The organism is Rhizobium sp. BR 317, assembly GCF_047445835.1.
Lineage (GTDB): Bacteria > Pseudomonadota > Alphaproteobacteria > Rhizobiales > Rhizobiaceae > Rhizobium > Rhizobium paranaense.
The window spans coordinates 106,330-133,209 of sequence record NZ_JARWLB010000004.1 but is presented as its reverse complement, the minus strand read 5'-3'; the positions used below and the strand labels follow the sequence as shown (position 1 = coordinate 133,209).

Below are 26,880 nucleotides of genomic sequence, written 5' to 3'. Positions count from 1 at the left end.
TGCACGTGAGAGCGTGGAGGAGACCTACTTCGTTTCTCACAATTAGAAGTAACCATTCCTTCTACGGAACCTGCCGCAGTCTCGGGCGGGCGTTTTTTCGTCCGCCGCATTATTAACTAAGGGAGAGAGTAATGAAATCCATTATCTCATTGATGGCCGGCGCAGCGCTCGGCGTCGCTACGCTGGTTGCGCCTGCCTTCGCGGCAGATAAGGGTACCGTCGGTATCGCTATGCCGACCAAGGCTTCGGCTCGCTGGATCGATGACGGCAACAACATCGTCAAGCAGCTTCAGGCAGCCGGCTACGGCACCGACCTGCAGTATGGCGACGACGACATTCCGAACCAGCTCTCGCAGATCGAGAACATGGTCACGAAGGGCGACAAGGTTCTCGTCGTTGCCTCGATCGACGGCACCACGCTGTCCGACGTTCTGCAGAAGGCTCACGATGCCGGCATCAAGGTCATCGCTTATGACCGTCTGATCCGCAACAGCGGCAATGTCGACTATTATGCGACCTTCGACAACTTCAAGGTTGGCGTTCTCCAGGCTGGCTCGATCGTCGACGCTCTCGGCCTCAAGGATGGCAAGGGTCCGTTCAACATCGAACTCTTCGGCGGTTCTCCGGACGACAACAACGCCTTCTTCTTCTATGACGGCGCAATGTCTGTCCTGAAGCCCTACATCGACAGCGGCAAGCTGGTCGTGAAGTCCGGCCAGATGGGCATGGACAAGGTCGGTACGCTGCGTTGGGACCCGGCAACGGCCCAAGCTCGTATGGACAACCTGCTGTCGGCCTACTACACCGACGCTAAAGTCGATGCCGTTCTGTCTCCTTATGACGGCCTGTCGATCGGCATCCTCTCCTCGCTCAAGGGCGTTGGTTATGGCAGCGGCGGCGTGAAGCTGCCGATCGTTACCGGTCAGGACTCCGAAATTCCGTCGGTTAAGTCCATCATTGCTGGCGAGCAGCACTCCACGATCTTCAAGGACACCCGTGACCTCGCAAAGGTCACCGTCAACATGGTCAACGCTCTGATGGAAGGCAAGACGCCTGAAGTCAACGACACCAAGACCTACGACAACGGCGTCAAGGTTGTTCCGTCCTACCTGCTGACCCCGGTCGCAGTCGACAAGACCAACTATGAGAAGATCCTCGTAGAAGGCGGTTACTACAAGGCTGATCAGCTGAAGTAATCTTCCGACATACCGGTCAGGGCTCGCTGAAATGCGGGCCCTGGCTTTGATATTTAAGACGATCGCCCGGTCTGTTATGTTTGATCGCGGCGTTGGATACGGACAATGGACAATACCATCCTCGAAATGCGGAGCATCACCAAGTCGTTTCCTGGTGTGAACGCCTTGGAAAATGTCAATCTGAAGGTCCGGCAGGGCGAAATCCATGCCTTGGTCGGGGAAAATGGGGCAGGCAAGTCCACCCTCATGAAGGTGCTTTCGGGCGTCTACCCGGCCGGCACCTATGATGGCGATATCTTCTATGACGGCGCCGTCCGTCAGTTCAAAACCATCAGAGACTCCGAAGAGATCGGCATCATCATCATCCACCAGGAGCTGGCGCTCGTGCCGCTGCTGTCGATCGCGGAAAACATTTTTCTGGGCAATGAGGTCGTCGCCAATGGCATGATCAATTGGCAGGAAACCTTCACCCGCACCAAGCAGCTTCTTGCCAAGGTGGGCCTCAAGGAATCTCCGAATACGCTGGTCACCGACATCGGGGTCGGCAAGCAGCAGCTCGTCGAGATCGCCAAGGCCTTGTCGAAAAGCGTCAAGCTGCTCATTCTCGACGAGCCGACGGCGTCGCTCAATGAAAGCGATTCCGATGCGCTCCTGAATCTCCTCATTGAGTTCCGCAATCAGGGCATCACCTCGATCATCATCACGCACAAGCTCAACGAAGTGCGCAAGGTGGCCGATCAGATCACGGTATTGCGTGACGGCATGACGGTGAAGGCGCTGGACTGTCACGAAGAAGAGATCAGCGAAGACATCATCATTCGTAACATGGTGGGCCGCGAGCTGGCCGACCGTTATCCGCCGCGCTCGGTGCCGATCGGCGAGACGATCTTCGAAGTCAAAAACTGGAACGCCTTCCACCAGCACCATCGCGATCGTCAGGTCCTGCACAATATCAACGTCAATGTGCGCAAGGGCGAAGTTGTCGGCATTGCCGGCCTGATGGGCGCCGGCCGCACCGAATTTGCCATGAGCGTGTTCGGCAAGTCCTACGGTCACAAGGTCAGCGGCGAGGTCTTCGTCGATGGCAAGCAGGTGGACACCAGCACGGTGCGCAGGGCGATCGATGCCGGTCTCGCCTATGTGACCGAGGATCGCAAGCAGCTCGGTCTCGTGCTGTCGAACAGCATCCTGCACAATACGACGCTCGCCAATTTGATGGGCGTCTCCAAGGCGACCGTCATTGACGACGTTCGGGAACTGCAGGTGGCGACGAACTATCGCTCGAAGCTGCGAATTCGCTCGGCAGGCGTCTTCCAGGAGACGGGCAACCTGTCCGGCGGCAACCAGCAGAAGGTGGTGCTGTCGAAGTGGCTGTTCTCTGATCCGGACGTCCTGATCCTTGACGAGCCGACGCGCGGCATCGACGTCGGCGCCAAATACGAAATTTATTCCATCATCAACCAGCTTGCCGCCGACGGAAAGGGCGTTCTGATGATTTCATCGGAAATGCCGGAGCTTCTCGGTACCTGCGACCGTATCTATGTCATGAACGAGGGTCGAATCGTTGCCGAGCTGCCGAAGGCAGAGGCAAGCCAGGAGAGTATCATGCGCGCTATCATGCGCTCAGGGGAGAAGCATCAATGACTACGGCCAGCCCAGCTACGGAAAGCAGCCACGTCGTTTCCATCGGCGACCATATCCGCAACAATATTCGCGAATACGGCATGTTGATCGCGCTCGTCGTCATCATGCTGCTGTTTCAGTATCTCACGAACGGCGTTCTGTTCAGGCCGCAGAACCTGACCAACATCGTGCTGCAGAATTCATTCATTGTCATCATGGCGTTGGGCATGCTGCTGGTCATCGTGGCCGGTCATATCGACCTGTCCGTCGGTTCCGTCGTCGGTTTCGTCGGTGCCGTTGCCGGCGTGCTGGTTGTGCAGATGCATATGAATCTGGCGCTTGCGACCGTCATTTGTCTTCTGATGGGTGCCGCGGTCGGTGCCTGGCATGGATATTTCATCGCCTACCACCGCATTCCGTCGTTCATCGTTACGCTTTCGGGCATGCTGGTTTTCCGCGGCTTGACCTATACGATCATCAATACGACCGGCAACGGCAGCAGCATCGGTCCGTTCCCGCCTGCTTTCCAGATCGTCGCGACTGGTTTCATTCCGGACTTTGTCGATATGGGTACCATCCGTTCGACGTCGATTTTCCTGACCATCGCCATCCCGATCGTTATGTTCCTCCTCTCATGGCGTCGCCGCAATGTTAACGAGCAGCACGGCATTGACGTCGAGCCGTTCAGCTTCTTTCTTGGCCAGAATCTGGTGGTTGCGGCTGCGACCATCTTCATCGGCTACCAGATTTCCTCATACAGAGGGCTGCCGAACGTTCTGGTTCTGATGCTGCTGTTGATTGCTCTCTACAGCTTCGCCACACAGCGCACTACGATCGGCCGCCGCATCTATGCCATGGGCGGCAATGAGAAGGCGACGAAGCTTTCGGGTATCGATACCCGCCGCTTGACGTTCTATACCTTCATCAACATGGGCATCCTTGCCAGCATTGCCGGCATCATCATCGCCACGCGCCTGAACTCGGCAACTGCCAAGGGCGGCGACGGTCTGGAACTCGACGTGATCGCGGCCTGCTTCATCGGCGGCGCTTCGGCATCCGGCGGCGTCGGTAAGGTGACGGGGGCCGTCATCGGTGCCTTGATCATGGGCGTGCTGAACCAGGGCATGTCCATCCTCGGCTATCAGACGGACTCGCAGAAGATGATCAAGGGTGCGGTCCTTCTCGCTGCCGTGTTCATCGACGTCTACAACAAGAACAAGGGCTGATCGCAGCGCGATCAGCCGGGCTTTTAAAACCAAATCCATGACAGAGTCCGGCTCTCGCTGAGAGCCGGAGCGGGAAACTGCATCCGATCTCTGTCCGTTAGAAAAGGATGAAAAACATGCTCATTTCCCAGATCAAGGGTTCGAACGGTGGCATCGTCGTCGCCGTGCGCAATGGGCCGGGCACCCCCGCTAAGGCTGTTCTGAATGCCGGCAGCGTCTACGCCTTGGCCATGGAAGCCGCCGACAACGACAAATCTCTCGTCGCGGTCATTGAGGCACATGGGCTTGGCGAAGAGATCGATCTGGAAAAAGCATATGCCGAAGGTCGTTTCCTGCCGCCGATCACCCATCCCGATGCCGCACACATGCATCTGACCGGTACCGGTCTGACCCATCTCGGCTCCGCTGCAACCCGCGATTCCATGCACAAGAAGACGACGGAGGCTGCTGAAGAGACGCTGACTGACTCGATGAAGATGTTCAAGATGGGCCTCGAAGGCGGCAAGCCGAAGGACGGCGAGAAGGGCGTGCAGCCGGAATGGTTCTACAAGGGCAACGGCTTTGGTGCGACGGCACCCGGCGCGGCGCTCGTGTCACCGTCTTTCGCGCTTGATGGCGGCGAAGAGCCGGAGATGGCGGGCATTTACGTCATCGCCAAGGATGGCTCGCCGTTCCGCATCGGTTTCGCGCTCTCGAACGAATTTTCCGATCACGTCACCGAGCGGATCAACTATCTCTATCTCGCCCATTCCAAGCTGCGCCCGGCAAGCTTCGGCCCGGAAATCCGTATCGGCGCCGCACCGGAAGATATCCGGGGCACTTCGCGCATCAAGCGCGGCGACAAGGTGATCTTCGAAAAGCCCTTCCTCTCGGGCGAGGCGAACATGTCGCATACTTTCGCCAATCTCGAATACCATCATTTCAAGTACGGCCTGTTCCGCATTCCCGGCGACATCCACGTCCATATGTTCGGCACAGCGACGCTCTCCTTCGCGGAAGGCATCAAGCCGGAAGCCGGCGATGTCTTCGAAATCGAAGTGGCCGACTTCGGCCTGCCGCTGCGCAATCGACTTGCTATTGCCGCCGAAGAGAAAGTGGCCATTCGCCAGCTCTAGTGTATCGAGGCCGGCTACTCCTTAAGTGGCCGGTCGTCTCCAAGAAGACCCAGGAAGGCATGAAGCCATGACCATTCATCAGAATCTGATCGCCGGCGAATGGACCGGTACGACCGGCGCCGAGAATATCAATCCGTCCGATACCAACGAAGTTGTCGGCCTCTATGCCAGCGCCAGCGTACAGGACGTTGCCGACGCCATTGCCGCGGCCAAGGCAGCCTTTCCGGCGTGGTCGCGTTCCGGCATTCTCGAGCGCCACACGATCCTGAAGAAGGCGGGCGAGGAAATCCTGGCGCGCAAGGATGAACTCGGTGCGCTGCTTGCCCGCGAAGAAGGCAAGACGCTGCCCGAGGCGATCGGCGAGACGATCCGTGCCGCGCAGATCTTCGAATTCTTCGCCGGCGAAGCCCTGCGGCTGGCGGGCGAAGTCGTTCCTTCGGTGCGCCCGAACATCGGGGTCGAAATCACGCGCGAGCCGCTCGGCGTCATCGGCGTGATTACGCCCTGGAACTTCCCGATCGCCATTCCCGCCTGGAAGATCGCGCCGGCGCTCTGCTACGGCAATACTGTCGTCTTCAAGCCGGCCGATCTCGTACCCGGCTGTTCTTGGGCGATCGTCGATATTCTCCATCGCGCCGGCCTGCCGAAGGGCGTGTTGAACCTCGTCATGGGCAAGGGCTCGGTCGTCGGTCAGGCAATGCTCGACAGCCCGGTTCTTTCCGGCATCACCTTCACCGGCTCGGTCGGCACTGGCAAGCGCGTCGCACTTTCCTCCGTCGAGCATGGCCGCAAGTACCAGCTCGAAATGGGCGGCAAGAACCCGATGGTCGTGCTTGACGATGCCGATCTGACCGTTGCCGTCGAGGCCGCTGCCAATTCCGCCTTCTTCTCGACCGGCCAGCGCTGCACGGCCTCGTCACGCCTGATCGTCACCGAAGGCATCCACGACAGGTTCGTGGCGGCGCTGACGGAGAAGCTGAAGACGCTGAATGTCGACAACGCGCTGAAGTCCGGCACCCATATCGGTCCGGTCGTCGACGCCAAGCAGTTGAAGACGGATACCGACTATATCGAGATCGGCAAACAGGAGGGCGCCAAGCTCGCCTTCGGCGGCGGACTCGTCAGCCGCGACACGCCCGGCTTCTACCTGCAGCCGACGCTGTTCACCGAAGCGACGAACCAGATGCGTATCAGCCGCGAAGAGATCTTCGGGCCGGTCGCCTCGGTCATCCGGGTGAAGGATTACGAAGAGGCGCTGGCAACGGCCAACGACACGCCATTCGGCCTGTCTTCCGGCATTGCCACGACCAGCCTGAAGCACGCGATGCATTTCAAGCGCAATGCCGAAGCCGGCATGGTGATGGTCAACCTGCCGACGGCCGGCGTCGATTTCCATGTGCCTTTCGGCGGCCGCAAGGGTTCGTCCTTCGGTCCGCGCGAGCAGGGCAAATATGCCGCCGAGTTCTTCACCACCGTCAAGACCGCGTACACGCTGGCCTGACCATCGATTTCAAAGCCCAGGCGCGAACGAGGCGGCCTGGGCGACGCAAAAGGTACTGAGACATGAAAAAGAAAGCTGAATGGCCGCGCAAGCTGCGTTCCTATGACTGGTTCGGCGGCACCGGCAAGAACGCGATCATGCATCGCTCCTGGATGAAGAACCAGGGCCTTCCGGCCGACACCTTCGACGGCCGGCCGATCATTGGCATCTGTAATACCTGGTCGGAGCTGACGCCCTGCAACGCGCACCTGCGTGATCTTGCGGAGCGCGTGAAGCGCGGCGTCTACGAAGCGGGTGGTTTCCCGGTCGAATTCCCGGTCTTCTCTGTTGGCGAAAGCACGCTGCGCCCGACGGCGATGATGTTCCGCAACCTGGCGGCTATGGACGTTGAAGAAGCGATCCGCGGCAATCCGGTTGACGGCGTCGTGCTGCTCGGCGGCTGCGACAAGACCACGCCGAGCCTGCTGATGGGTGCGGCTTCGGTCGACATCCCGGTCATCCTCGTTTCCGGCGGCCCGATGCTGAACGGCAAGTGGCGCGGCAAGGATGTCGGCTCCGGCACGGCAATCTGGCAGTTCTCGGAAATGGTGAAATCCGGCGAGATGTCGCTGGATGAATTCATGGATGCAGAGCAGGGCATGGCTCGCTCGGCCGGTAGCTGTATGACCATGGGTACAGCCTCGACCATGGCGTCGATGGCCGAAGCACTCGGCATGACGCTGCCCGGCAATGCGGCTATCCCGGCTGTCGATGCGCGCCGCCGCGTCATCTCGCAGCTTTCCGGCCGCCGTATCGTCGACATGGTCAAGGAAGATCTGAAGCCGTCCGACATTCTGACCAAGGAAGCGTTCGAAAACGCCATCCGCGTCAATGGCGCCGTCGGCGGCTCGACCAATGCCGTTCTGCACCTGCTAGCGCTTGCCGGCCGCGTCGGCGTCGATCTGTCGCTGGACGATTGGGACCGCCTTGGCCGCGAAGTGCCGACGATCGTCAACCTGCAGCCGTCGGGCAAGCACCTGATGGAAGAGTTCTACTATGCGGGCGGCCTGCCCGTCGTCATCAAGGCAGTCGGCGAAATGGGCCTGCTGCATAAGGACGCCATCACGGTGACCGGCGACACGATCTGGGCCGGCGTCAAGGATGTCGTCAACTACAATGACGACGTCATCGTGCCGCGCGAAAAGGCGCTGACGCAGTCGGGCGGTATCGCGGTTCTGCGCGGTAACCTCGCTCCGAAGGGTGCTGTCTTGAAGCCGTCGGCCGCTTCTCCGCATCTGATGCAGCATAAAGGCCGCGCCGTCGTCTTCGAAAGCATCGAGGACTATCACGCCCGCATCAACCGCGAGGATCTCGACATCGACGAGAACTGCGTCATGGTGCTGAAATACTGCGGCCCGAAGGGTTATCCGGGCATGGCCGAAGTCGGCAACATGGGTCTTCCGCCGAAGGTGCTGAAGAAGGGCATCACCGACATGATCCGCATTTCCGATGCGCGCATGTCCGGTACGGCCTACGGCACCGTTATCCTGCATACGGCTCCGGAAGCTGCCGATGGCGGACCGCTGGCACTGGTTCAGAACGGCGACATCATCGCCGTCGACGTTCCTGCCCGCACCATCCAGCTCGAAGTGTCGGATGAGGAATTGGCAAAGCGCCGCGCCGCCTGGGTTTCCCCGGTCAAGCCGCTTACCGGCGGTTACGGCGGCCTCTATGTGAAGTCGGTCATGCAGGCCGATACCGGCGCTGACCTCGACTTCCTCGTCGGCCCACGCGGCTCGGAAATCCCGAACAATCGCGACAGCCACTAAGTTTGGCGACTGGAATTGGAAAGGGGCGGGACGAAAGTTCCGCCCTTTTCGTATGTTGCGGCCGTTCGCTGGAGCAATTCCAGGAAAAGTGCGAAGCAGTTTTCCGTCCGGAATGCGTCAAACCAAAGGGATAGAGCGGGAAAGCGATTCCGTGAAACGCTGAACCGCTCTAAGTGTGCGGCGTATGTCGGTGCCTGTTTCCGGCCGCGCTGCTTTGATCAGCAGTTCATGATATAGTTCCTTCCGGATTGCATTCTTAATCTGGCATCCGGGGGATCGCTATGTCAGCCTTGCAGGCCGATACCTACTATCTCTTTGGCAATCTTTTTTGTTTTCATGCTCACAGCGCCGACACAGGCGGGGCCTATTGCCTCATCGAGACTTTGACGGCGCCAGGGGCGGGGGCGCCGCCGAACAGGCATCCCGATGATGACCAGGCGTTTTATATCCTCGAGGGCCTGTTCGAATTCATGGTCGATGGTGAGACCGTCCAGGCGCAGGCCGGTAGTTTCGTCAAGATACCGACAGGCGCCATTCATGCGTTCCGCAATATCGGTTCGACGCCGGGCCGGCTGCTGATCATCAATTCGCCCGGCCGCGTTCACGATGGCTTCTTTACCGAAGCAGGCGAGGCGATGCCGGTGGGCACGCGCGACCTGCCACCGCCGGGTGGGCACCCTCAGGATATGCCGCGTGTGGTTGAGATCGGGCGGCGCAACGGGTTGGAATTCCTGTTGCCCGATGGCGAGGCGCACTAGGCAATTCCAGGAAAAGTGCGCAGCGGTTTTCCGTCCGGAATTGCGTGAAAACAAAGAGATAGAGCAGTTCAGCGATTCCGTGAAGCGATGAACTGCTCTGAACTCAGCTTTGGCTCTGACTCTGGCTTTGTCCCTGGTTCTCCACCGTCACCTTGACAGAAAGGCTTTCGCCCGGTGTGCCGAGGCGCATGCCGGAGACCGGGGCAGCGTCGCGATAGCAGAGGCCGGTCGCGATGCGAACGTAGCGCGCATCGGGGCAGACATCGTTGGCCGGATCGAAACCCACCCAGCCAAGACCCGGAATATGCGCTTCAGCCCAGGCATGCGTCGCGGCCTGCTCGGCCTTGCTTTCCATCAGGAGATAGCCTGAGACATAGCGGGCCGGTATGCGCAGCGCGCGGGCGCCGGCAATGAAGATGTGGGCATGGTCCTGGCAAACGCCGCTCTTCTTTTCCAGCGCCTGTTCTGCGGTGGTTTCCGTATCGCTGGTGCCGGGCTTGTATTCCACCGTCTGGTGGATTGCGCCCATCAGCGCATGCATCTTGCCGAGTTCGTTGTCGCCGGAAAGGCCGCGCAACAGCTCCTTCACCAGCTTGCCGGCCTTGGTGCGCGACGTTTCCCGCAGGAAGAGCCAGAGCGGGCTGAAGCCGGTATGCTGGCCGGTCACGCCATTCAGGTCCTGCGTTTCGATCACGCCGGTGGCAACGATCCGGGTTGCGTCCTGTGCGCCGTCGAGCGAAACAAGCGTCACGCGATTGGCGAACTGGTCCTCATATTCCACTTCCGGATGGGCGCCCTCGACCGTCAGCTTCCAATCGAGGACGGTCTGGCCGGGACCGGTGAGCGGCGTGAGCCTCAGGCGCTGCAATGAAAACTGCGCCGGTTCGTCGTAGCGGTATTCGGTGGTATGGCTGATCGTCAGTCTCATAGTGTGATCCGCTTACTGATAGAACCGGTAGCCGTCGGAGATTTCCGCGCTGAGCTTATTGTTGCGCGAAACGAAATCCTCCAGGAACTCATGCAATCCCTGATCCATGATGCTTTTGACCGTGAGCGTCTGCAGCATCTTGCGGATGGCATCGGCGGTGTCGTGCGCGGGGAGCCGCTGATCGTATTCGGTCCCGAGATAGCCGATATTGCTGACGATCTTTTCGTAGCAATAGGCGAGCGAGCGCGGCATCTGGCCATTGAGGATCAGGAAGTCGGCAATGTTGGCCGGCTTGTACTCCGGATCATACGCCCATTTATAGGCGCGATGGGCGGAGACCGAGCGCAGGATCGATTCCCATTGCGCATTGTCGAGCGACGAGCCGACATGCGAGATCGACGGCAGCAGCACGTAGTATTTCACGTCGAGAATGCGCGCCGTGTTGTCAGCGCGTTCGATGAAGGTGCCGATGCGGGCGAAGTTGTAAAGTTCGTTGCGTAGCATCGAGCCGTGAAATGCGCCACGGATCAATCCGGCGCGGCGCTTGATGACCTCGATCATCTCCGGCACTTCGGCGGTCTTCAGGCGCTTGGCGAGCAATGTCTTCAGCTCGATCCAGCATTCGTTGGTGGCTTCCCAGGTGTCGCGGGTCAGCGCCGTGCGGACCATGCGGGCATTGTTGCGGCCATAATCGATGCAGGACATCACACTCGACGGATTGGAGCGGTCGCGTATCAGGTAATCGATCGCGTCCGCGCCAGTCAGCTTGCTGTGCACTTCGTTATAGGCTTCACGCACGCCGGCGCTCTGCAATACACCATCCCAATCGTCTTCCACCGCACCGCTGCGGGTCAGCGACATGCGTTGGCCGGCATCGACCAGACGGGCTATGTTTTCGGCGCGCTCGATGTAACGGAACATCCAGTAGAGGCCATTCGCGGTTCTTCCAAGCATGTCCGTCTCAGTCCTCCAGAACCCAGGTATCTTTGGTGCCGCCGCCCTGGCTGGAATTGACCACCAGCGACCCTTCCTTCAGTGCCACGCGGGTCAAGCCGCCTGGAATGATCTGCACCTTGTCGGAAACGAGGACATAGGGGCGCAGGTCGACATGGCGGGGAGCGATGCCTTTGTTGACCAGGATAGGCACGGTCGACAGCGAAAGGGTCGGCTGGGCGATATAATTGTTCGGCTTGGCCTTCAGCTTCTCGGCAAATTCCGTCCGCTCTTTCTTCGAGGCGGTCGGGCCGACGAGCATGCCGTAGCCGCCCGAACCATGCACTTCCTTGACGACGAGGTCGGCCAGGTTCTCGAGTACGTATTTCAGGCTGGCCGGCTCGGAACAGCGCCAGGTCGGCACGTTTTCGAGGATCGGCTTGCGGCCGGTGTAGAATTCGACGATCTCGGGCATGTAGGAATAGATCGCCTTGTCGTCGGAGATGCCGGTGCCGGGCGCATTGGCGATGGTGATGTGGCCGGCGCGATAGACATCCATGATGCCGGGGATGCCGAGGGCCGAATCCGCACGGAAGGTGAGGGGGTCGAGGAAGTCGTCGTCGACGCGGCGATAGAGAACGTCGATCGCCTCATAGCCGCGCGTGGTGCGCATCTTCACCTTGCCGTCGATGACACGCAGATCCGAGCCTTCGACCAGCTCCACGCCCATCATGTCGGCAAGGAAGGAATGCTCGTAATAGGCGGAATTGTAGATGCCGGGGGTCAGAACGGCGACGCGCGGCTTGCCGTTGCAGCCGCGGGGAGCGAGCGAGGCGAGGCTCTGGCGCAGCAACAGCGGATAGTCCTCGACGCGCTGCACCTTGTTCTGATGAAACAGTTCCGGGAACATCTGCATCATCGTTTCCCGGTTTTCCAGCATGTAGCTGACGCCGGAGGGCGTGCGGGCATTGTCTTCCAGCACGTAGAACTGATCCTCGCCGGTGCGCACGATATCGGTGCCGACGATGTGGGTGTAGACGCCACCCGGCGGGCGGAAGCCGATCATTTCCGGCAGGAAAGCGTCGTTCCTCTCGATCAGCTCGCGCGGGACGCGACCGGCACGAATGATTTCCTGTTTGTGGTAGATATCGTCGAGAAAAGCGTTGAGCGCGATGACGCGCTGTTCGATGCCTTGGGCGAGCTTGCGCCATTCTCGGCCGGAAATGATGCGGGGGATGATGTCGAAGGGGATGAGCTTTTCGGCGGAGTCCGCGTGCCCGTAGACTGCGAAGGTAATGCCCGTCTTTCGGAAGATGTTTTCCGCATCGCGGGATTTGGCAATGAGGTGGCCTCTGTCCTGGCCTGAGTACCACTCGAAATATTTTTCGTAAGGTGCGCGCGGATTTTCGTCCGCAGTAATCATTTCATCAAATGCCAAAGGCGCGGTCCCCGTGTTTTTTCCCATTTGAATACAACAATTTTGACAATGCAAGAAGTATGCGCATTTGCGCGCACGAATTTCGAAACCGCCGAAAATGGCGGAATTCCGGGCTTTTTGAGCCGACGTATCCGTAAATGAAAGTTTACTACCGCGGCGCCGCGATCAAAATCTGAGCGTGTGCTTATTTTGTCGTCGGCGCATGGTGGTGTGCCGAGTCCTCAGGCCAACGGTCGGGAAGCGGACATGAAGAAAAATTGATGATTGGTTTCAGCGGTTCGATTTTGACGCTTTGGCCGTCTTCGGTTATCAGCGGTTGCCCCTGTGCACGCGACGTCCCGGTTTCAATTCAGGCCCGGACCGAGCCTGCCACATCAATTTCAGTCAGAGCCCCATGTCCCTCGACACATTCGCGCCGGCGATCTTCGTCTTTCTTTGGTCTACAGGCTGGATCGTTGCGAAATATGCGACGATGCACTCGGGTCCGTTTACCTTTCTCCTGATCCGGTACAGCCTGTCCGCGCTCGCTTTCGTCCTGTTTTGCGCTTTCACCGGCGCGAGATGGCCGCGTGATTGGTCCAGCGTCTTCCGCGCCATTTATTCCGGCATCTTTCTGCATGGGTTTTATCTCGGCGGTCTTTGGTGGGCGATCGCCAGCGGCGTGCCAGCGGGCATTTCGGGCATCATCGCGGCGCTGCAGCCGCTGATGACGGCGATGGCCGCGCCCTATCTGGTCGGCGAGCGCCTGAAGCCGGCGCAGCGGCTTGGCTTGCTGCTCGGCTTCGTCGGCATAGCGATTGCCATCTCGCCGAAGCTTTTGGCATCGGATACCGCCAATCTCTGGCAATCGGCGATCCCGCTCGGCGTCAATCTGTTGTCGATGGTCTCGGTGACGTACGGCACGCTTTATCAAAAGCGTCATCTGCAGACCGGCGATCTCCGAACCATCGCGACGCTGCAATATGTCGGTGCTCTCATCGTCACCGCGCCTTTGGCGCTGATATTCGAGAATCTGCACTTCGACGGCACGCACGAAGCATTTTTTGCCCTCGCTTGGTCGGTCTTCGGCCTGTCGATGGGTGCGGTCGGCCTGCTGCTCTACCTCATTCGCCGTGGTCAGGTATCGCGCGCTGCGTCGCTGATCTACCTGATGCCGCCCGCGGTCGCCATCGAAGCGGCCATCGTCTTCGGCGAACCGCTGACACCGCCGATCATCATCGGCACGCTGATCGTGGTGATCGGCGTCTATCTTACCAATCGACGCACGGCGGACGTGGTTCCGGAGTAGGGGCAGGCGGTTATCCGCCCGTCAGCGGCGAAATAATCTGCCGTCCACGACAATCAGGCTGGAAATGATCAACGCCAATCCGGCGAATTCATAAGGCTCAAGCCGCTCGCCTAAAAAGGCTGTGCCCAGCATGATCGCGCTGGCGGGCACCAGCAGCGTCACGAGGGAGGCGTTAGTCGCTCCTGCCGAGGCGATGATGTTGAAATAGAGAATGTAAGCGAATGCGGTTGTGAAGACTGCAAGAACACCGATGGCCATCCAGATGGAAAGGCTTGAGGTGACGATATCCTGGGGTCTGTAGACGAGAAGGACAATCGGCACCATCAGAACGGTGGAGGCGGTGAGCTGGCCGGCTGCAACGACGGATGGTTTTAAATCCTTGAATCGCTTGGCGTAGACGACAGCAAACGCATAGGAAATCGCTGCCCCGACGACGGCGAGTTTCGCCCAAGTCGGGCTGCCGAAATCGGAGAGAAGGCCGGGGCCGATCATGACGGCCGCTCCAGCGATCCCAAGCCCCACGCCCGCGAGTTTTGTGGTCGAGAGCTTCTCGTCTGCCGTCAGCAGATTTGCCACCAGGATCGTCCAGAGAGGCGTCGTCGCATAGAGCACGGAGGCGAGACCCGCGCCGATTTTCGTTTGCCCGGTAAAGATCAGGGAAAATGGGATGACGTTATTGAGCATGGCCAGGCACAGGAATGAGGCAGGTCTGGCCAAGGCGGGAGAGAACGAAATGCCGCGTATTCGCAGCCACAGGTGCAGAACAAGCGCGGCGATCGAGACGCGGTAGAGGACAAGCGCCAGCGGCGGGATTTCGGCTACGGCGATACGGGCGAAGAAAAACGAGCCGCCCCAAAGACCGCCGAGAAGCAGGAGCTGCCCCCAGTCGCTTGCAGACATCGGCCGTGTTGATCCTGCCGCACGCAACGTCTCGCCTTACAACGTTGGGAATTCTGCGAATGCCCGAATATCCTACTCGCACGGGACCCGATTGAGGCGGAACAGACATCCAAATGTTCTAGGCCATTGGAAACGAGATTTTCAGCAGAACCACGCGATTTCGAAATCGCTGCCGTTTGCTTGGGTGGCACTCCAAAAAGGGCGAGCGTTTGGATGGTCGGAAGAAATCCAACGCTTATGGAATACTCACAAAAAAGGGGGCTGTTCGCCCCCTTTCTTCATTCGATCAAGCGCGTTCGCGGCGCTGGCCGTTGCCGTTGCGCGGCCCGCGGCGCTTCATGCCGCCGTTGCCGCCTTCGCGGTGTTCGCCGTGGGCGTGACCGTGGCCGCGCTCCTCATTGTGGCGACCCGAGGGGCGGCCATGGGCGTGGCGGGGGCCGCGATGGGCGCCAGCTTCGTGGGCGGCGCCGTTAGCGTTTGCCGGGCCGTTGTGATGCGGCTTCTTGGCCGGGCGGAAGTCGGACGTCGAAACGAGATCGTTGTCTGCTTCCGGTCGCGGTGTCCGCTCGTCGCGGCGCTGGCCGCGGAAATCGGCATTGCGATGGTTTTCGCGCTGCGGACGATCTTCGCGCGGACGACGCTCCTGGCGCTCGCCGGTCTGGCCTCGGGCTTCGCCATTTTCTTTGTCGAAGAAGGGACGACGAGCCGGGCGAGCCGGACGACCTTCGGAGCGACCCTGGCCTGCGCCACGGCCTTGACCTTGGCCGCCACGACCGCCACCTCGGTTGTTGCCGCGGGCCGGACGGGCGCGATCGGCAGGAGCTTCGCCGCTGGCAACGGCGATTTCGATGCCCATCAGGCGCTCGATGTCGCGCAGCAGACGGATTTCATCGGGAGAGCAGAAGGCGATGGCGATGCCGTCGCGACCGGCGCGCGCGGTACGGCCGATGCGGTGAACGTAAGCATCCGGCACTTCCGGCAGGTCGTAATTGTAGACATGCGAAACGCCGGGAATATCGATGCCGCGGGCGGCGACGTCGGTTGCGACGAGAACGCGGACTTCACCGTCACGGAAACCCTTGAGCGCACGCTCGCGCTGGCCCTGGCTCTTGTTGCCGTGAATGGAAGCGACAGCAAAGCCAACATGGTCGAGATGCTTCATGAGCTTCTCGGCGCCGTGCTTGGTACGCAGGAACACGATGGCGCGGCCATCCGGATTGGCTGAAATCGTTTCCTTGAGGATCTCGGTCTTGTGGTTCTGACCGGCAACGAAGTGGACATATTGCTCCACCTTGTCGGCAGCTTTGCCGGGAGGCGAGACTTCGACCTTCAGCGGATTGGTCAGATAGTCGGAAGCGAGATCGGCAATCGCCTTCGGCATGGTGGCCGAAAACAGCAGGGTCTGGCGCTTGGCCGGGACGAGCTTGGCGATCTTGCGGAGATCATGGATGAAGCCGAGGTCGAGCATCTGGTCGGCTTCGTCGAGGACGAGATAGCTGACATGGCCGAGCGACAGGGCGCGGCGGTTGATGAGGTCGAGCAGGCGGCCGGGGGTTGCGACGAGGATGTCGGTGCCGCGCTCAAGCTGAAGCTGCTGCTTGTTGATCGAGGCGCCGCCGACCACGACATTGATCCTCAGCGGCGTCTTGCGGACGAACAGCTTAAGATTGTCGGCGATCTGGTTCACCAGTTCGCGGGTGGGGGCGAGGATCAGCGTGCGGACGGTGCGGTTGTCGGGACGCTTGGCATCCTTCAGCAGCATTTCGATGATCGGCAGGCCGAAAGCGGCCGTTTTGCCGGTGCCTGTCTGGGCGAGGCCGATGAGATCGCGGCCCTGGAGAACAAGCGGGATAGCCTGTGCCTGGATGGGCGTCGGCGTCGCGAAGTTGTTCTGCGACAGCGTGTCAACGATCTGCTTGGAGAGACCAAGCGAGTGAAAATCGGTCAATTCAATACCTTTCGGGGCGCCAAAGCGAATAGGCCGGGTCGCACCATGCGGTCCGGTCTGTCTCTGGCGTCAAGAACCCCGCGTGAAGTGGGAACTTGTAAGTTGGAAAAAGCTTTCCAGCGCATCCGACCGCCTTGGGTGCGGTCTCATTTCAAAAGCGCTTTTGTCCCTCTCTTGCGTACGTTTAGTCCCGCAGGGCACGCTCACGCGGCGGCCGGAAGGTGAAAGCTGACGCGCATTTGGTCTTATTCGCCGCCGAAGTCAAGAGGTGAAGCCAAAAGCTTTTCGGAAGGTCGGCGAAAGTGCCGCCGGAAATCCGGCGGCGTCGCGGCCGATCTTTATAGGCTTAGCGGCAGACCTCGACGCGGTAGGGCCAACCCCAACCATCGTGACGCCATGCCCAGTAGCAGTCGGGATAGGCGCGTACATAGGCCGGAGCGTAATAGGTTCGATAGGCAGGATAATAAGCCGGATAGACCGGGTAGGCCGGTCACACGGCTTCGGCAGCCAGGGCGCCGCCGACGACACCGGCGGCAAGACCGCCGAAGAAGGCGCCGCGCTCGGAGGCGCCGGCAGTCGTTGTGGTTACGGCGGCGGCGCTGCCAAGCGTCAGCGCGATCAAACCGTCCGTCGTTAAAGTGCGAAGCAAAGACATCGAAATCCCTTTCCCAAAACACAGCTCCCAGCCGACGCCGAGCTTGAAGGTGCGGAGGAAAGCGGGCGAAGTCGCGGCTAAAAAGAGGGTCTCGACATTAAATTTTGTTCACGATAGCTAGGTGAAAGCCTTTGATTTTCAACTAGAAATCGGTGGGGACTCCGCCTTCCTTCTTGCGCTTGGCGACAAAGGCGTCCAGCTCTTCCTCAATCGCCGGGTCGAGCGGCGGATGTTCGTAATGGGCGAGCGTTTCCTTGAAAATGCGGTTGGCGTGATCATAGGTCGTTGGCCGGCCGGCTTCCGTCCAGGTCTCGTGATTGCGCCAGTCCGACAGGATCGGCGAATAGAAGGCCGTTTCGTAACGGGCGAGTGTGTGCGCCGTACCGAAATAGTGGCCGCCGGGGCCGACATCGCGCACGGCATCAAGCGCCAGCGCTTCGCTACTGACATCCAGCGGTGTCAGGAATTCGGCGACCATCTGCAGCATGTCGACATCGAGAATGAATTTCTCGAAGGAGGCAGTGAGGCCGCCCTCGCTCCAGCCGGCCGCATGCAGCACGAAATTGCCGCCACCTTGGGTCAGCGCCCAGAGCGACAGCGCCGATTCATAGGCTGCCTGGGCGTCCAGCGTATTGGAGGCATTGGTGTTGGAGGTGCGGTAGGGGATGCCATAGCGGCGGGCGAGCTGGCCGCCGGCAATCACGGCCTTCATATATTCCGGCGTGCCGAAGGCGGGGGCTCCCGTTTTCATGTCGACGTTCGAGGTGAAGCCGCCATACATGACCGGCGCGCCCTTGCGCACCATCTGCGTGAAGGCAATGCCGCAGAGCGCCTCGGCATTCTGCTGCACCAGCGCGCCAGCGATGGTCACCGGCGCCATGGCACCCGCCAGCGTGAAAGGCGTAACGATGACGACCTGACCCCGCGACGACATCTCGATGATGCCCTGCAGCATCGGTCCGTCGAGGCGCAGCGGGGAGGAGGAATTGATGACGGTGAAGAGCGACGGCTCCCGCTCCATCTGCTCCATGCTGATGCCGCGGCCGATGCGGGCGATCTCGATGGCATCGAGATTGCGCTGTTTGCCGAGCGAATAGCAATGAAATGCCTTGTCGGTCAGCTTCACGATATCGGAGAGGCAATCGAGATGGCGGACCGAAGCGTGAATATCGATAGGCTCGACCGGATAGCCACCGGTCAGGTGGATGACGTCGTAGGATTGGGCAAGCTTGATCAACTTGCGGAAGTCCTCCTGATTCCCGGCGCGTCTGCCGCCCTCGCGATCCGCGACGAAAGGCGCCGAGGCGACCTGGGCGAAGACGAGGTTCCTGCCGCCGATCTGAACGTTTCGGAGCGGGTTGCGGGCGTGCAAGGTGAAGGTCGAGGGGACGGAGGCGATCAGCTCCGTGATCATGCCGCGGTCGAAGCGGACGCGCTCCTTGCCCGGCGTGACATCGGCGCCGGCGGCCTTCATGCGCTCGCGCGCTTCCGGCAGGATGATGTCCATGCCGATCTCTTCGAGAATGGTCAGCGACGCCTCGTGGATATCGTCGAGCGCCTCGGGCGACAGAAGTTCGGTACGGGCGAGATTGTTGACGAGGTTGAGGTATTTCGTGCCACTCGGCTTGCGGCTGCGCTCGGCCCCGCGACCTCCGGCCCGGCGGCGGCGCTCGACGGGAATGGCAGCAGTGTCAGTCTCGTGCAAGGCCGTGTTTCTATCGTCGCTCATGCTCTCGCTCCACCATTGTGCTCATATGATTCTTGGCAGAGTTCGACCTCAAATGCTGCCGTCGTTTGCGACCAAAGGACGTCCGTTCTGGGATAGTCAATGGTCTGAACGCGACGTTCTGCATCTTCGCAATATGGTTAACGGCTTGTTAAAGCGATTTGTGATAAAGCTTGGGTTCAGTAAACTATAGCGAGCGGTGAGAAGAGGGGTCCCGTTGAACTCGGACGGTGAATTGCTGGAGATGGCCTGCCGCCGGATCGCAGATCTGGATCAGCCGGCCTATGTCAAGAACAGCGATCTGCGATACGTCGCCGTCAACGAAGCCTATGCGCGCTTTTTTCGCCGCGACATCGGCGATTTCATCGGCAATCGCAGCCGTGATCTCTTCGATAGCGGCGAGGAAGCCGACCGCGAAGACAAGGAGCGCCGGGCGCTGGTCTTCGGCTCGGAAGAGATGGCGCTATGCTTCGACCCGACGGGGCGGGAACGTTCCCGTGTGCAGATCGAAAGTTTTTCGCCGTCTGAAGACCGCCTTTATGTCTTTGGCATGTTCCTCGACGCGCCGGCCGTGCCTTCGCGTGCCTCTTCTGATCGGGAAAGCGGCGATATCCCGGGTGACGTCGACGAGATCGGACTTTACCGCACAATTCTCGAAGACCTGCCGGTTGCCGCCTTCGTGCGCGATGCCAGCCATCGGCTGATCTATTCCAACGAGGCCTATGCGGCCATCACGGGGCTCAGCCGCGCCGAGGTGCTGGGCAAGACCGAACAGGAAATGTTCGAAACCGGCGGCGACGATTACTTCGCGGAAAACGAGCGGGTGCTGAACGAAGGGCGCGCACTCGCATTCGAAGGTACGGTGATCGATCGGGAGCATGTGACGCATCCGATCATGACGCGCGTCAACCGCGTCGTCACCTCTGACGGCAAGCGCTATGCCGTCGGGTCCATGACCGATATTTCGGTGTTGAAGCTGCGCGAGACCGAGTTGATCGAGGCGCAGGCGCACGCCGAAACATTGCATCAGGATTTGGAGAACATCCTGCGCTCGATGCCGATCGGCGTGATGATCCACGACGGCAACTATGTTGTGGAATATACCAACGATGCCTTTTACGACATCTGGGAATTCCCGAAGGACGAACGCTTCGAAGGCCGGTCTTATCGAGATCTTGTCGCCAAGCACTTTGAGCTTGGCCGATACGATGCCGATGCCGGCAGTATCGACGATATTTATCAGGCGCGTTTGGAATCCTTCCGCAATGCCGGACCGCATTTCCAGACTGAGATGAACTTTGCCGACGGCAAATCCGTCATCGCGGATGCACGCCGCATTTCGAACGGCCGCATGCTGGTCGCCTATGCGGACATCTCCTCCGTGCGTCAGCAAGCCCGTGAGATCACCGAGGCGCGTCTTGCGCTGGAACGCCTCGGCGAGCTGATGACGGACGCGACGCATGCCATGTCGCAGGGACTGCTCATCGTCGAAGACGGCATCATCATGCTGGCGAACGATGCCGTGCGGGACATGCTGCGCATTCCGGCAGACGATCTCGAGGTCGGTAAGCATTGGTCCGCCGCCTTCCATCATTGCGCCGCGCGCGGCGATTTCGGTCACCATCCGGGGGCAGTTCGGCGTATCTGGAGCCGAAGCATGGCGGCGAGCAAGCCGGTTTCGGCGGTGTTCCAGGTCGCTGGCGAGCGCTGGATGCAGCTCGAAGCGACGATGAGCGAAAGCCGCCGTTGGACCGTGGTGCTGACCGATGTCACCGAGATGAAGGAACGCGAGGCCGAGCTGCAACTGCTGCTTTCGCGCAGCGAAGCCGCCGACCGTGCCAAGTCCGAATTCCTCGCCAACATGAGCCATGAAATCCGCACGCCGATGAACGGTGTTCTCGGCATGGCGGAGCTGCTCGCCAAGACCGATCTCGACGCCCGGCAGAAGACCTTTGTCGACATCATCGTCAAGTCTGGCAATGCACTGTTGACGATCATCAACGATATTCTGGATTTCTCGAAGATCGATGCTGGGCAGATGCGCTTGCGCAAGGCTGCCTTCGATCCGGCCGAGGCGGTGGAGGATGTTGCGACGCTGCTGTCTTCGCCGGCGGCGGACAAGGACATCGAGTTGCTGGTGCGCACCGCGCCCGAGGTGCCGGCCATGGTGCTGGGAGACGCCGGCCGCTTCCGCCAGATCGTCACCAACCTCGTCGGCAATGCGGTCAAATTCACCGAGCGCGGCCACGTATTGGTCGAGGTGGACAGCCGGCCGGTCGACAATGGCGAGATCATGTTGACGTTGCGTATCGAAGACACCGGCATTGGTATTCCCGACGAGAAGCTCGATTCCATTTTCGAGAAGTTTTCGCAGGTCGACGCTTCTTCGACGCGCCGCCACGAAGGCACAGGCCTTGGCCTTGCCATTACTGCCGGGCTGGTCGATCTCTTTGGCGGCTATCTCGAAGTCGAGAGCGAGTGGGGCAAGGGTTCGGTTTTCACCGTGCATCTGCCCATGCCACCGGCGGCCATGCGCAACGAAGCGCGTCCGGTGCCGGTCAATGTCAAGGGCGCGAGTATTCTTGTCGTCGACGACAATGAGATCAACCGCCGGATATTGACCGAGCAGTTGGAGCAATGGAGTTTTGACGGCTACGCGGCCGAGGATGGCAAGACGGGGCTCGCGATCCTCCATGCCGCTTTCGACATGGGCGTGCCGGTCGATGCCGTGATCCTCGACTATCACATGCCGGACATGAACGGCGATGAAGTCGCGCGTGCAATTCGCGCCGATTCTCGCTTCGACAAGGTGTCGCTGATTTTCCTGACATCCATGGACGTCGCCGGCAGCGACAAGGAATTTGCGGCGCTGAACGGTCAAGCACATCTGATGAAGCCAGCCCGCGCCAATGTGCTGCGTAACACCATCATCGATGTCGTGCGCACGGCACGCCGGCAGCGGATGAGCGGCGATGAAATCGCTGCCGCTTCGAAGTCGATCGAGGCCGAGGCCGTTGCCGCCATCGATGCCGTCGAGCGCGAAGTGGCGGCGAAGCCGGTTAGCGCTATCGATATCCTCGTTGCCGAGGACAATGAGGTCAACCAGATCGTCTTCACGCAGATTCTGCAGGTTACGGGCCTGCGTTTCCTCGTGGTCCCGAACGGCCAGGAAGCCGTGGAGGCTTGGCGAAGGCTTCGGCCATCGCTGATCATGATGGATGTCTCCATGCCGATCATGAACGGCCATCAGGCAACGCGCATGATCCGGCAACTGGAAACGGAGGCGGGACAGGGCTGGCACGTACCGATCGTCGGTGTCACGGCGCATGCGCTCGATGTCGACCGCGACATGTGTCTGGATGCGGGCATGGACGACTATATGTCCAAGCCGATCAGCCCGGAACTCCTGGAAACCAAAGCCCGCCGCTGGCTCGGCGATGCCATGCTGCAGACCGAGCGTTCCACCAGGTAAACTTATTTGACGCCGCAGAGCATTTCGCGTTTTCCCGCAAATCCTTTGCGCCGCTCGACCGTGAAGCCCGCCGCCTGCAGGTTGCGACGCACGAAACCGGCGGCGGCATAGGTGGCGAAGGTGCCGCCGGCGACGGTCTTGTCATGGAGGAACTGCATCAGCTCCGGCGACCACATATCGCCGTTTCTGGAAGGGGCAAAGCCGTCGAGGTACCAGGCGTCGAAGCCTGTTGCAGCTTGGCGCACGCCGTCGATCGCCGGGCCACAGACGACGCTCAAGCGCGTCTCAGCATCGAGGGCGAGCGTGACGATGTCGCGCGGTTCTTCCGGCCAGGCGGCGACGAGTGCCCGACGTTCGACATCGATTTCCGGCCAGTGCGACAGCGCGCGGTCGATCTCCGCGGCGCGCATCGGATAGAGCTCGAAGGACATGAAGTGAAGTTGCGAACCCTGTTTGCGGTGCTGGCGCCATTGCCGCCAGGTCTCGCAGAAATTCAGGCCGGTGCCGAAACCAAGCTCGCCGATCAGGAAGCTCCGTTGCTCATCCCAGCGCGCGGGCAGACCGTTGCCGGCGAGAAAGACATGGCCGCATTCCAGCCGGCCATCGGTCTGGCAATAAAAATGGTCGCCAAAGGCGGTCGAATAGGGCATATCGCCGTCGCGCCATTCCAGCGTTTGGCTTGCCGCATTAGTGTTTGCCGCGGGCGTCTGATCGGAAACTGGATCTGTCATGGGAAGAGCCGATAATCCTCCGGGGCTTGCCGGTCAATCATCCGTCGAACTGCTGATCGTCGGCGGCGGCATCATGGGCCTTTGGGCGGCGGTGCATGCGGAGCGTCTGGGCATCGAGACTCTGCTCGTCGACGCAGGTCGGCTGGGGCAGGGGGCAAGCGGCGGCCTGCTGGGCGCGCTGATGCCGCATATGCCGGATAAGTGGTCTGAGAAGAAGCAGTTCCAGTTCGATGCGCTGGTTTCTCTCGAGGACGAGATTGCCGCGATGGAAGCGGAAACCGGGCTTGCCGCCGGATACCGTCGTTCCGGCCGGCTGATGCCTTTGCCGAAGCCGCATCTACATAAGATCGCTTTGGGCCACTCGCAGGATGCCGAAACGCATTGGCATCATGGCGAGCGGCGATTTCATTGGCATGTGCTCGAAGCTGCGCCGGTAGACGGCTGGATCGATCCGGCCGCCGGCGACAGCGGATTCGTCTTCGACACGCTCGCCGCCCGCGTGGCGCCGCGAGCTTTCATAAGGGTTCTTACCGGCTTTCTTGATAGGGCGAAGCATGTCCGGCTTGCCGAAGGTCTGGAAATCCAAAGTATCGATCCAGATCGCGGTATCGCGACGACTCGCGAAGGCACCATTTGCTTTAGCCGTTGCATCCTCTCCTCCGGGCATCGCTCCTTTCCGCTATTGGATGGATTGACGCCCGGACGTCATTCTTTACTCGGTCAGCCGGTCAAGGGTCAGGCGGCGCTGCTGAAAGCGGATGTCGATCTCGGCTCGCCGGTGATTTTCCGCGATGGGCTCTATATCGTTCCGCATGAGGGCGGATTGGTCGCAGTCGGCAGCACGAGCGAGAACCGCTTCGACGATCCGGTATCGACGGATGGTCAGTTGGATAAGCTGCTGACCGCTGCGCGAACAATGGCGCCGGAACTGGCGGATGCCGAAGTGGTCGAACGCTGGGCCGGCTTGCGGCCGAAGGCGATCGATCGGGACCCCATGGTGGGAGCGCATCCGGACCATCCGCGGCTCATCGCGCTGACCGGCGGCTTCAAGGTCAGCTTCGGCCTTGCGCATCGCCTGGCCGAAGCAGCGATCCGGGAGGCCATGGAAATTCCCTGTTCTTTCAAGCTGCCCGAAGGCTTCGCCCTTTCGCATCACATTATGGTAGCATCACATAAAACGTGAATATAAACGCCGTTCAGGTCGTTAATCTGTCACGCAAATCACCTATCTCCTTGCCCATCGGCTGCCGGTTGGATCGGTCGGCCGGCTTTTCGCGCTCTGGAGGAGATTTTATGCGCTACGCCATTTGCTTCACGCCGTCTGCGAGCGATCCGCTGACGCTCGTGGCCGCAAATTGGCTCGGCCGCAATGTCTATTCCGGCGAGATGGTCGATCCGCCCGCTATTCGCGGCCTCGGCATTCATGAAATCGCCTTCCATACCGCCGTGCCGCGCCGTTATGGCTTCAACGGCACTTTGAAAGCGCCGTTTCGCCTGGCTGAGGATATGTCCGAGGCGGCGCTTCTGCGCGATCTCATGCGTTTTTCCGGCACCGTGACGCCGTTTGAGATTCCGCGGATGGAGGTCGCGCGTCTCGGCGGTGCATTCGGGCTGGTGCCATCAGAACCATCTCAGCAGATGAATTTCCTGGCGGCGTCGCTGATCCAGGCCTTCGATCACTATCGCGCGCCGCTGACCGAAGCGGAAATCGAGCGCAGCGATCCCGACGGCCTGTCGGCAGCGCAGTTCGCCAATTTGCATCGATGGGGCCATCCGCATGTGATGGACGAATTCCGCTTCCAGATGATGTTGACCGGCACGGTCAGCCCCGCCGATCTGCCGCGGATGGAGCGGGTGTTGCGCGATTTCTTCGAGCCGGTGCTTGCCGAGCCGATGCCGGTGTCGAACATCGCGCTGATGATGGAAGAGGGCACGGGCGGGCCGTTCCGGGTGCACTCGCTGCATCCCATGGGCAAGGTCAGCGCCCGTAAGATCGCCTGAGACCTCGACGTTGAAAGGAAAGTAGATTTCACACTTTCCGTCTCGACATTCCGGCCGTGAATGCTACCGTCCTCGCATATTCGAGAAGGTGCTTTGATGTCCGATACCTATCCCCGCAATCTCGTCGGCTATGGCCGCAATACACCCGATCCGAAATGGCCGGGTGACGCCCGCGTCGCGGTGCAGTTCGTGATCAATTACGAAGAGGGCGGGGAAAGCTGCATTCTCGATGGTGATGGTGGCTCCGAAAACCTGCTCTCCGAGATCGTGGGTGCGGCCTCGTGGCCAAACCAGCGCAATCTCAACATGGAATCGATCTACGAATATGGTTCGCGCGCGGGCTTCTGGCGGCTGTGGCGCATGTTTACCGAACTCAAGGTACAGGCGACCGTCTATGGCGTGACGCTCGCCATGGCGCGCAATCCTGAAGCGGTCGCCGCCATGAAGGAAGCCGGTTGGGAAATTGCCAGTCATGGCTATCGCTGGCTGGAATATAAGGATTTTTCAGAGGATCTGGAGCGCAAGCACATCCTCGAAGCCGTGCGCCTGCATACAGAGCTGACCGGTGAGCGGCCCTATGGCATGTACCAGGGCAAGCCCTCCGACAATACGCTGCGGCTGGTGATGGAGGAAGGCGGCTTCCTCTATTCGTCGGATTCCTATGCCGACGATCTGCCTTATTGGGTCGATGGCATCGACGGTAAGCCATTTCTGATCATCCCCTACACGCTCGAAACCAACGATATGCGCTTCGCCACGCCACAGGGCTTCAATTCCGGCGATCAGTTCTTCACCTATCTCAAGGATGCTTTCGACACGCTCTATGAAGAGGGCAAGCAGGGGAGCCCGAAGATGATGTCGGTCGGCCTCCATTGCCGTCTGGTTGGGCGACCGGGTCGCGCAGCGGCGCTCAGGCGCTTCATTGAATATGTGCTGAAGCACGACAAGGTCTGGATACCCAAGCGCATCGAGATCGCCAACCATTGGCACCAGCATCACCTTCCCGTAGGCGCGCCCTGAGATGATATCGCGTGATGATTTCGTGACCCACTTCGGCGGCGTCTTTGAGCACTCTCCGTTCATCGCCGAACGCGCTTATGACACCGGAAAAATTGCCGAGCCTTTGACATCGGGCGGTGTCCATGGCGCGCTGACCGCCATCTTCCGCGCTGCCAGCGCTGACGAGCGGCTTGGCGTTTTGCGCGCGCATCCCGATCTCGCCGGTCGGCTCGCAATCGCCGGCAAGCTCACCGAAGACAGCCGCAAGGAGCAGGCAGGCGCCGGGCTTGACCGGCTGACACCGGCCGAGCATGCGCGCTTCACCGAGCTCAATACGGCTTACGTAGCGAAATTCGGCTTCCCTTTTATCATTGCGGTCAAGGGGCTGGGCAAAGACGACATTCTTGCCGCCTTCGAAACACGGATCGGCAATGACCGGGACGCGGAATTTGCGACCGCGACGGCGCAGGTGGAGAAGATCGCCCTGCTGCGGCTGCAATCCATGCTTCCTGAAGGCTGATGCGCGGCCTGCACGCTATGTTTCGGTCCGTTCATGGCTTAGTATCCGCTCGGTAGGGTGCTGTGATGAGGCTTTGGAAAGCATTGGATAGAGCTGGAAGCAGACGGCAGACCA

Annotated in this window: 20 protein-coding genes and 1 pseudogene; 13 read left to right on the top strand and 8 right to left on the bottom strand. The window is 60.3% G+C overall.

Going from position 1 to position 26,880, the window contains the following annotated elements:
• The first annotated feature begins 131 nt into the window (after positions 1–131).
• The 7 genes from chvE to QD357_RS08005 all read left to right on the top strand — a co-directional run bounded on the left by chvE (position 132) and on the right by QD357_RS08005 (position 9,227).
• Positions 132–1,196 carry a multiple monosaccharide ABC transporter substrate-binding protein gene (gene chvE / locus QD357_RS08035; RefSeq protein WP_107108775.1) on the top strand — a complete coding sequence of 355 codons (1,065 nt, stop codon included), beginning with the start codon at positions 132–134 and terminating at the stop codon, positions 1,194–1,196.
• Positions 1,197–1,301: 105 nt separating this feature from the next.
• Entirely contained in the window at positions 1,302–2,840 is a 1,539-nt protein-coding gene (gene mmsA, locus QD357_RS08030; protein ID WP_107108774.1) for a multiple monosaccharide ABC transporter ATP-binding protein, read from the top strand.
• On the top strand, positions 2,837–4,045 hold the full coding sequence (gene mmsB / locus QD357_RS08025) for a multiple monosaccharide ABC transporter permease (protein WP_107108773.1): 1,209 nt from the start codon (positions 2,837–2,839) through the stop codon (positions 4,043–4,045). Before mmsA ends, mmsB begins: the two co-directional genes overlap by 4 nt.
• Positions 4,046–4,161: 116 nt before the next feature.
• Positions 4,162–5,160: an AraD1 family protein gene (araD1, locus tag QD357_RS08020; RefSeq protein ID WP_107108858.1), complete on the top strand. Its 999-nt coding sequence runs from the start codon at positions 4,162–4,164 to the stop codon at positions 5,158–5,160.
• Between the two features lie 67 nt (positions 5,161–5,227).
• The gene (locus QD357_RS08015; RefSeq protein ID WP_107108772.1) at positions 5,228–6,661 is read left to right on the top strand and encodes an aldehyde dehydrogenase family protein; all 1,434 of its coding nucleotides are present in this window, start codon (positions 5,228–5,230) and stop codon (positions 6,659–6,661) included.
• Positions 6,662–6,723: 62 nt separating this feature from the next.
• Complete coding sequence (araD, locus tag QD357_RS08010; protein WP_107108771.1) at positions 6,724–8,469, top strand: L-arabinonate dehydratase; 1,746 nt, start codon at positions 6,724–6,726, stop codon at positions 8,467–8,469.
• A 281-nt stretch (positions 8,470–8,750) separates the two neighbouring features.
• Positions 8,751–9,227 carry a cupin domain-containing protein gene (locus QD357_RS08005; RefSeq protein WP_107108770.1) on the top strand — a complete coding sequence of 159 codons (477 nt, stop codon included), beginning with the start codon at positions 8,751–8,753 and terminating at the stop codon, positions 9,225–9,227.
• 103 nt (positions 9,228–9,330) lie between these two features.
• On the opposite strand, the gene QD357_RS08000 is transcribed toward QD357_RS08005, so the two are convergent.
• The 3 genes from QD357_RS08000 to QD357_RS07990 are packed head-to-tail and all read right to left on the bottom strand — an operon-like array spanning position 9,331 to position 12,526.
• On the bottom strand, positions 9,331–10,155 hold the full coding sequence (locus QD357_RS08000; RefSeq protein WP_107108769.1) for a transglutaminase family protein: 825 nt from the start codon (positions 10,153–10,155) through the stop codon (positions 9,331–9,333).
• A gap of 12 nt (positions 10,156–10,167) precedes the next feature.
• Positions 10,168–11,109, bottom strand: coding sequence for an alpha-E domain-containing protein (locus QD357_RS07995; RefSeq protein ID WP_107108768.1), 942 nt, complete (start codon positions 11,107–11,109; stop codon positions 10,168–10,170).
• A gap of 7 nt (positions 11,110–11,116) precedes the next feature.
• Complete coding sequence (locus tag QD357_RS07990) at positions 11,117–12,526, bottom strand: circularly permuted type 2 ATP-grasp protein (RefSeq protein ID WP_107108767.1); 1,410 nt, start codon at positions 12,524–12,526, stop codon at positions 11,117–11,119.
• A 394-nt stretch (positions 12,527–12,920) separates the two neighbouring features.
• Here QD357_RS07990 and QD357_RS07985 point away from each other — a divergent pair, with 394 nt between their 5' ends.
• Complete coding sequence (locus QD357_RS07985; protein ID WP_107108766.1) at positions 12,921–13,814, top strand: DMT family transporter; 894 nt, start codon at positions 12,921–12,923, stop codon at positions 13,812–13,814.
• 21 nt (positions 13,815–13,835) lie between these two features.
• Here QD357_RS07985 and QD357_RS07980 read toward each other — a convergent pair whose 3' ends face one another.
• From QD357_RS07980 to QD357_RS07965, 4 genes and pseudogenes are all read right to left on the bottom strand, one after another.
• A complete protein-coding gene (locus tag QD357_RS07980; protein ID WP_107108765.1) occupies positions 13,836–14,714 on the bottom strand; it encodes a DMT family transporter in 879 nt (292 codons plus the stop codon).
• Between the two features lie 286 nt (positions 14,715–15,000).
• Positions 15,001–16,662: a DEAD/DEAH box helicase gene (locus tag QD357_RS07975; RefSeq protein ID WP_107108764.1), complete on the bottom strand. Its 1,662-nt coding sequence runs from the start codon at positions 16,660–16,662 to the stop codon at positions 15,001–15,003.
• A 346-nt stretch (positions 16,663–17,008) separates the two neighbouring features.
• Positions 17,009–17,317 (bottom strand): annotated as a pseudogene (locus QD357_RS07970) (hypothetical protein).
• A gap of 142 nt (positions 17,318–17,459) precedes the next feature.
• Complete coding sequence (locus tag QD357_RS07965) at positions 17,460–19,046, bottom strand: trimethylamine methyltransferase family protein (RefSeq protein WP_414124133.1); 1,587 nt, start codon at positions 19,044–19,046, stop codon at positions 17,460–17,462.
• A gap of 214 nt (positions 19,047–19,260) precedes the next feature.
• Here QD357_RS07965 and QD357_RS07960 point away from each other — a divergent pair, with 214 nt between their 5' ends.
• Positions 19,261–22,515, top strand: coding sequence for a response regulator (locus QD357_RS07960; RefSeq protein ID WP_107108762.1), 3,255 nt, complete (start codon positions 19,261–19,263; stop codon positions 22,513–22,515).
• 2 nt (positions 22,516–22,517) lie between these two features.
• Here the strand turns inward: QD357_RS07960 and mnmD are convergent, their stop codons facing one another.
• A complete protein-coding gene (gene mnmD / locus QD357_RS07955; RefSeq protein ID WP_107108761.1) occupies positions 22,518–23,246 on the bottom strand; it encodes a tRNA (5-methylaminomethyl-2-thiouridine)(34)-methyltransferase MnmD in 729 nt (242 codons plus the stop codon).
• On the opposite strand from mnmD, the gene QD357_RS07950 reads away from it, so the two are divergent.
• The 4 genes from QD357_RS07950 (at position 23,245) to uraD (ending at position 26,766) form a co-directional block, all read left to right on the top strand.
• Positions 23,245–24,429 carry an NAD(P)/FAD-dependent oxidoreductase gene (locus QD357_RS07950; RefSeq protein ID WP_107108760.1) on the top strand — a complete coding sequence of 395 codons (1,185 nt, stop codon included), beginning with the start codon at positions 23,245–23,247 and terminating at the stop codon, positions 24,427–24,429. The two genes, mnmD and QD357_RS07950, sit on opposite strands and share 2 nt — an antisense overlap.
• Before the next feature lie 110 nt (positions 24,430–24,539).
• Entirely contained in the window at positions 24,540–25,247 is a 708-nt protein-coding gene (locus QD357_RS07945) for a DUF1045 domain-containing protein (RefSeq protein WP_107108759.1), read from the top strand.
• Between the two features lie 93 nt (positions 25,248–25,340).
• Positions 25,341–26,267: an allantoinase PuuE gene (puuE, locus tag QD357_RS07940; protein ID WP_107108758.1), complete on the top strand. Its 927-nt coding sequence runs from the start codon at positions 25,341–25,343 to the stop codon at positions 26,265–26,267.
• A 1-nt stretch (position 26,268) separates the two neighbouring features.
• Positions 26,269–26,766, top strand: a complete 498-nt coding sequence (gene uraD / locus QD357_RS07935; RefSeq protein ID WP_107108757.1) for a 2-oxo-4-hydroxy-4-carboxy-5-ureidoimidazoline decarboxylase — start codon at positions 26,269–26,271, stop codon at positions 26,764–26,766.
• Positions 26,767–26,880: the final 114 nt, after the last annotated feature.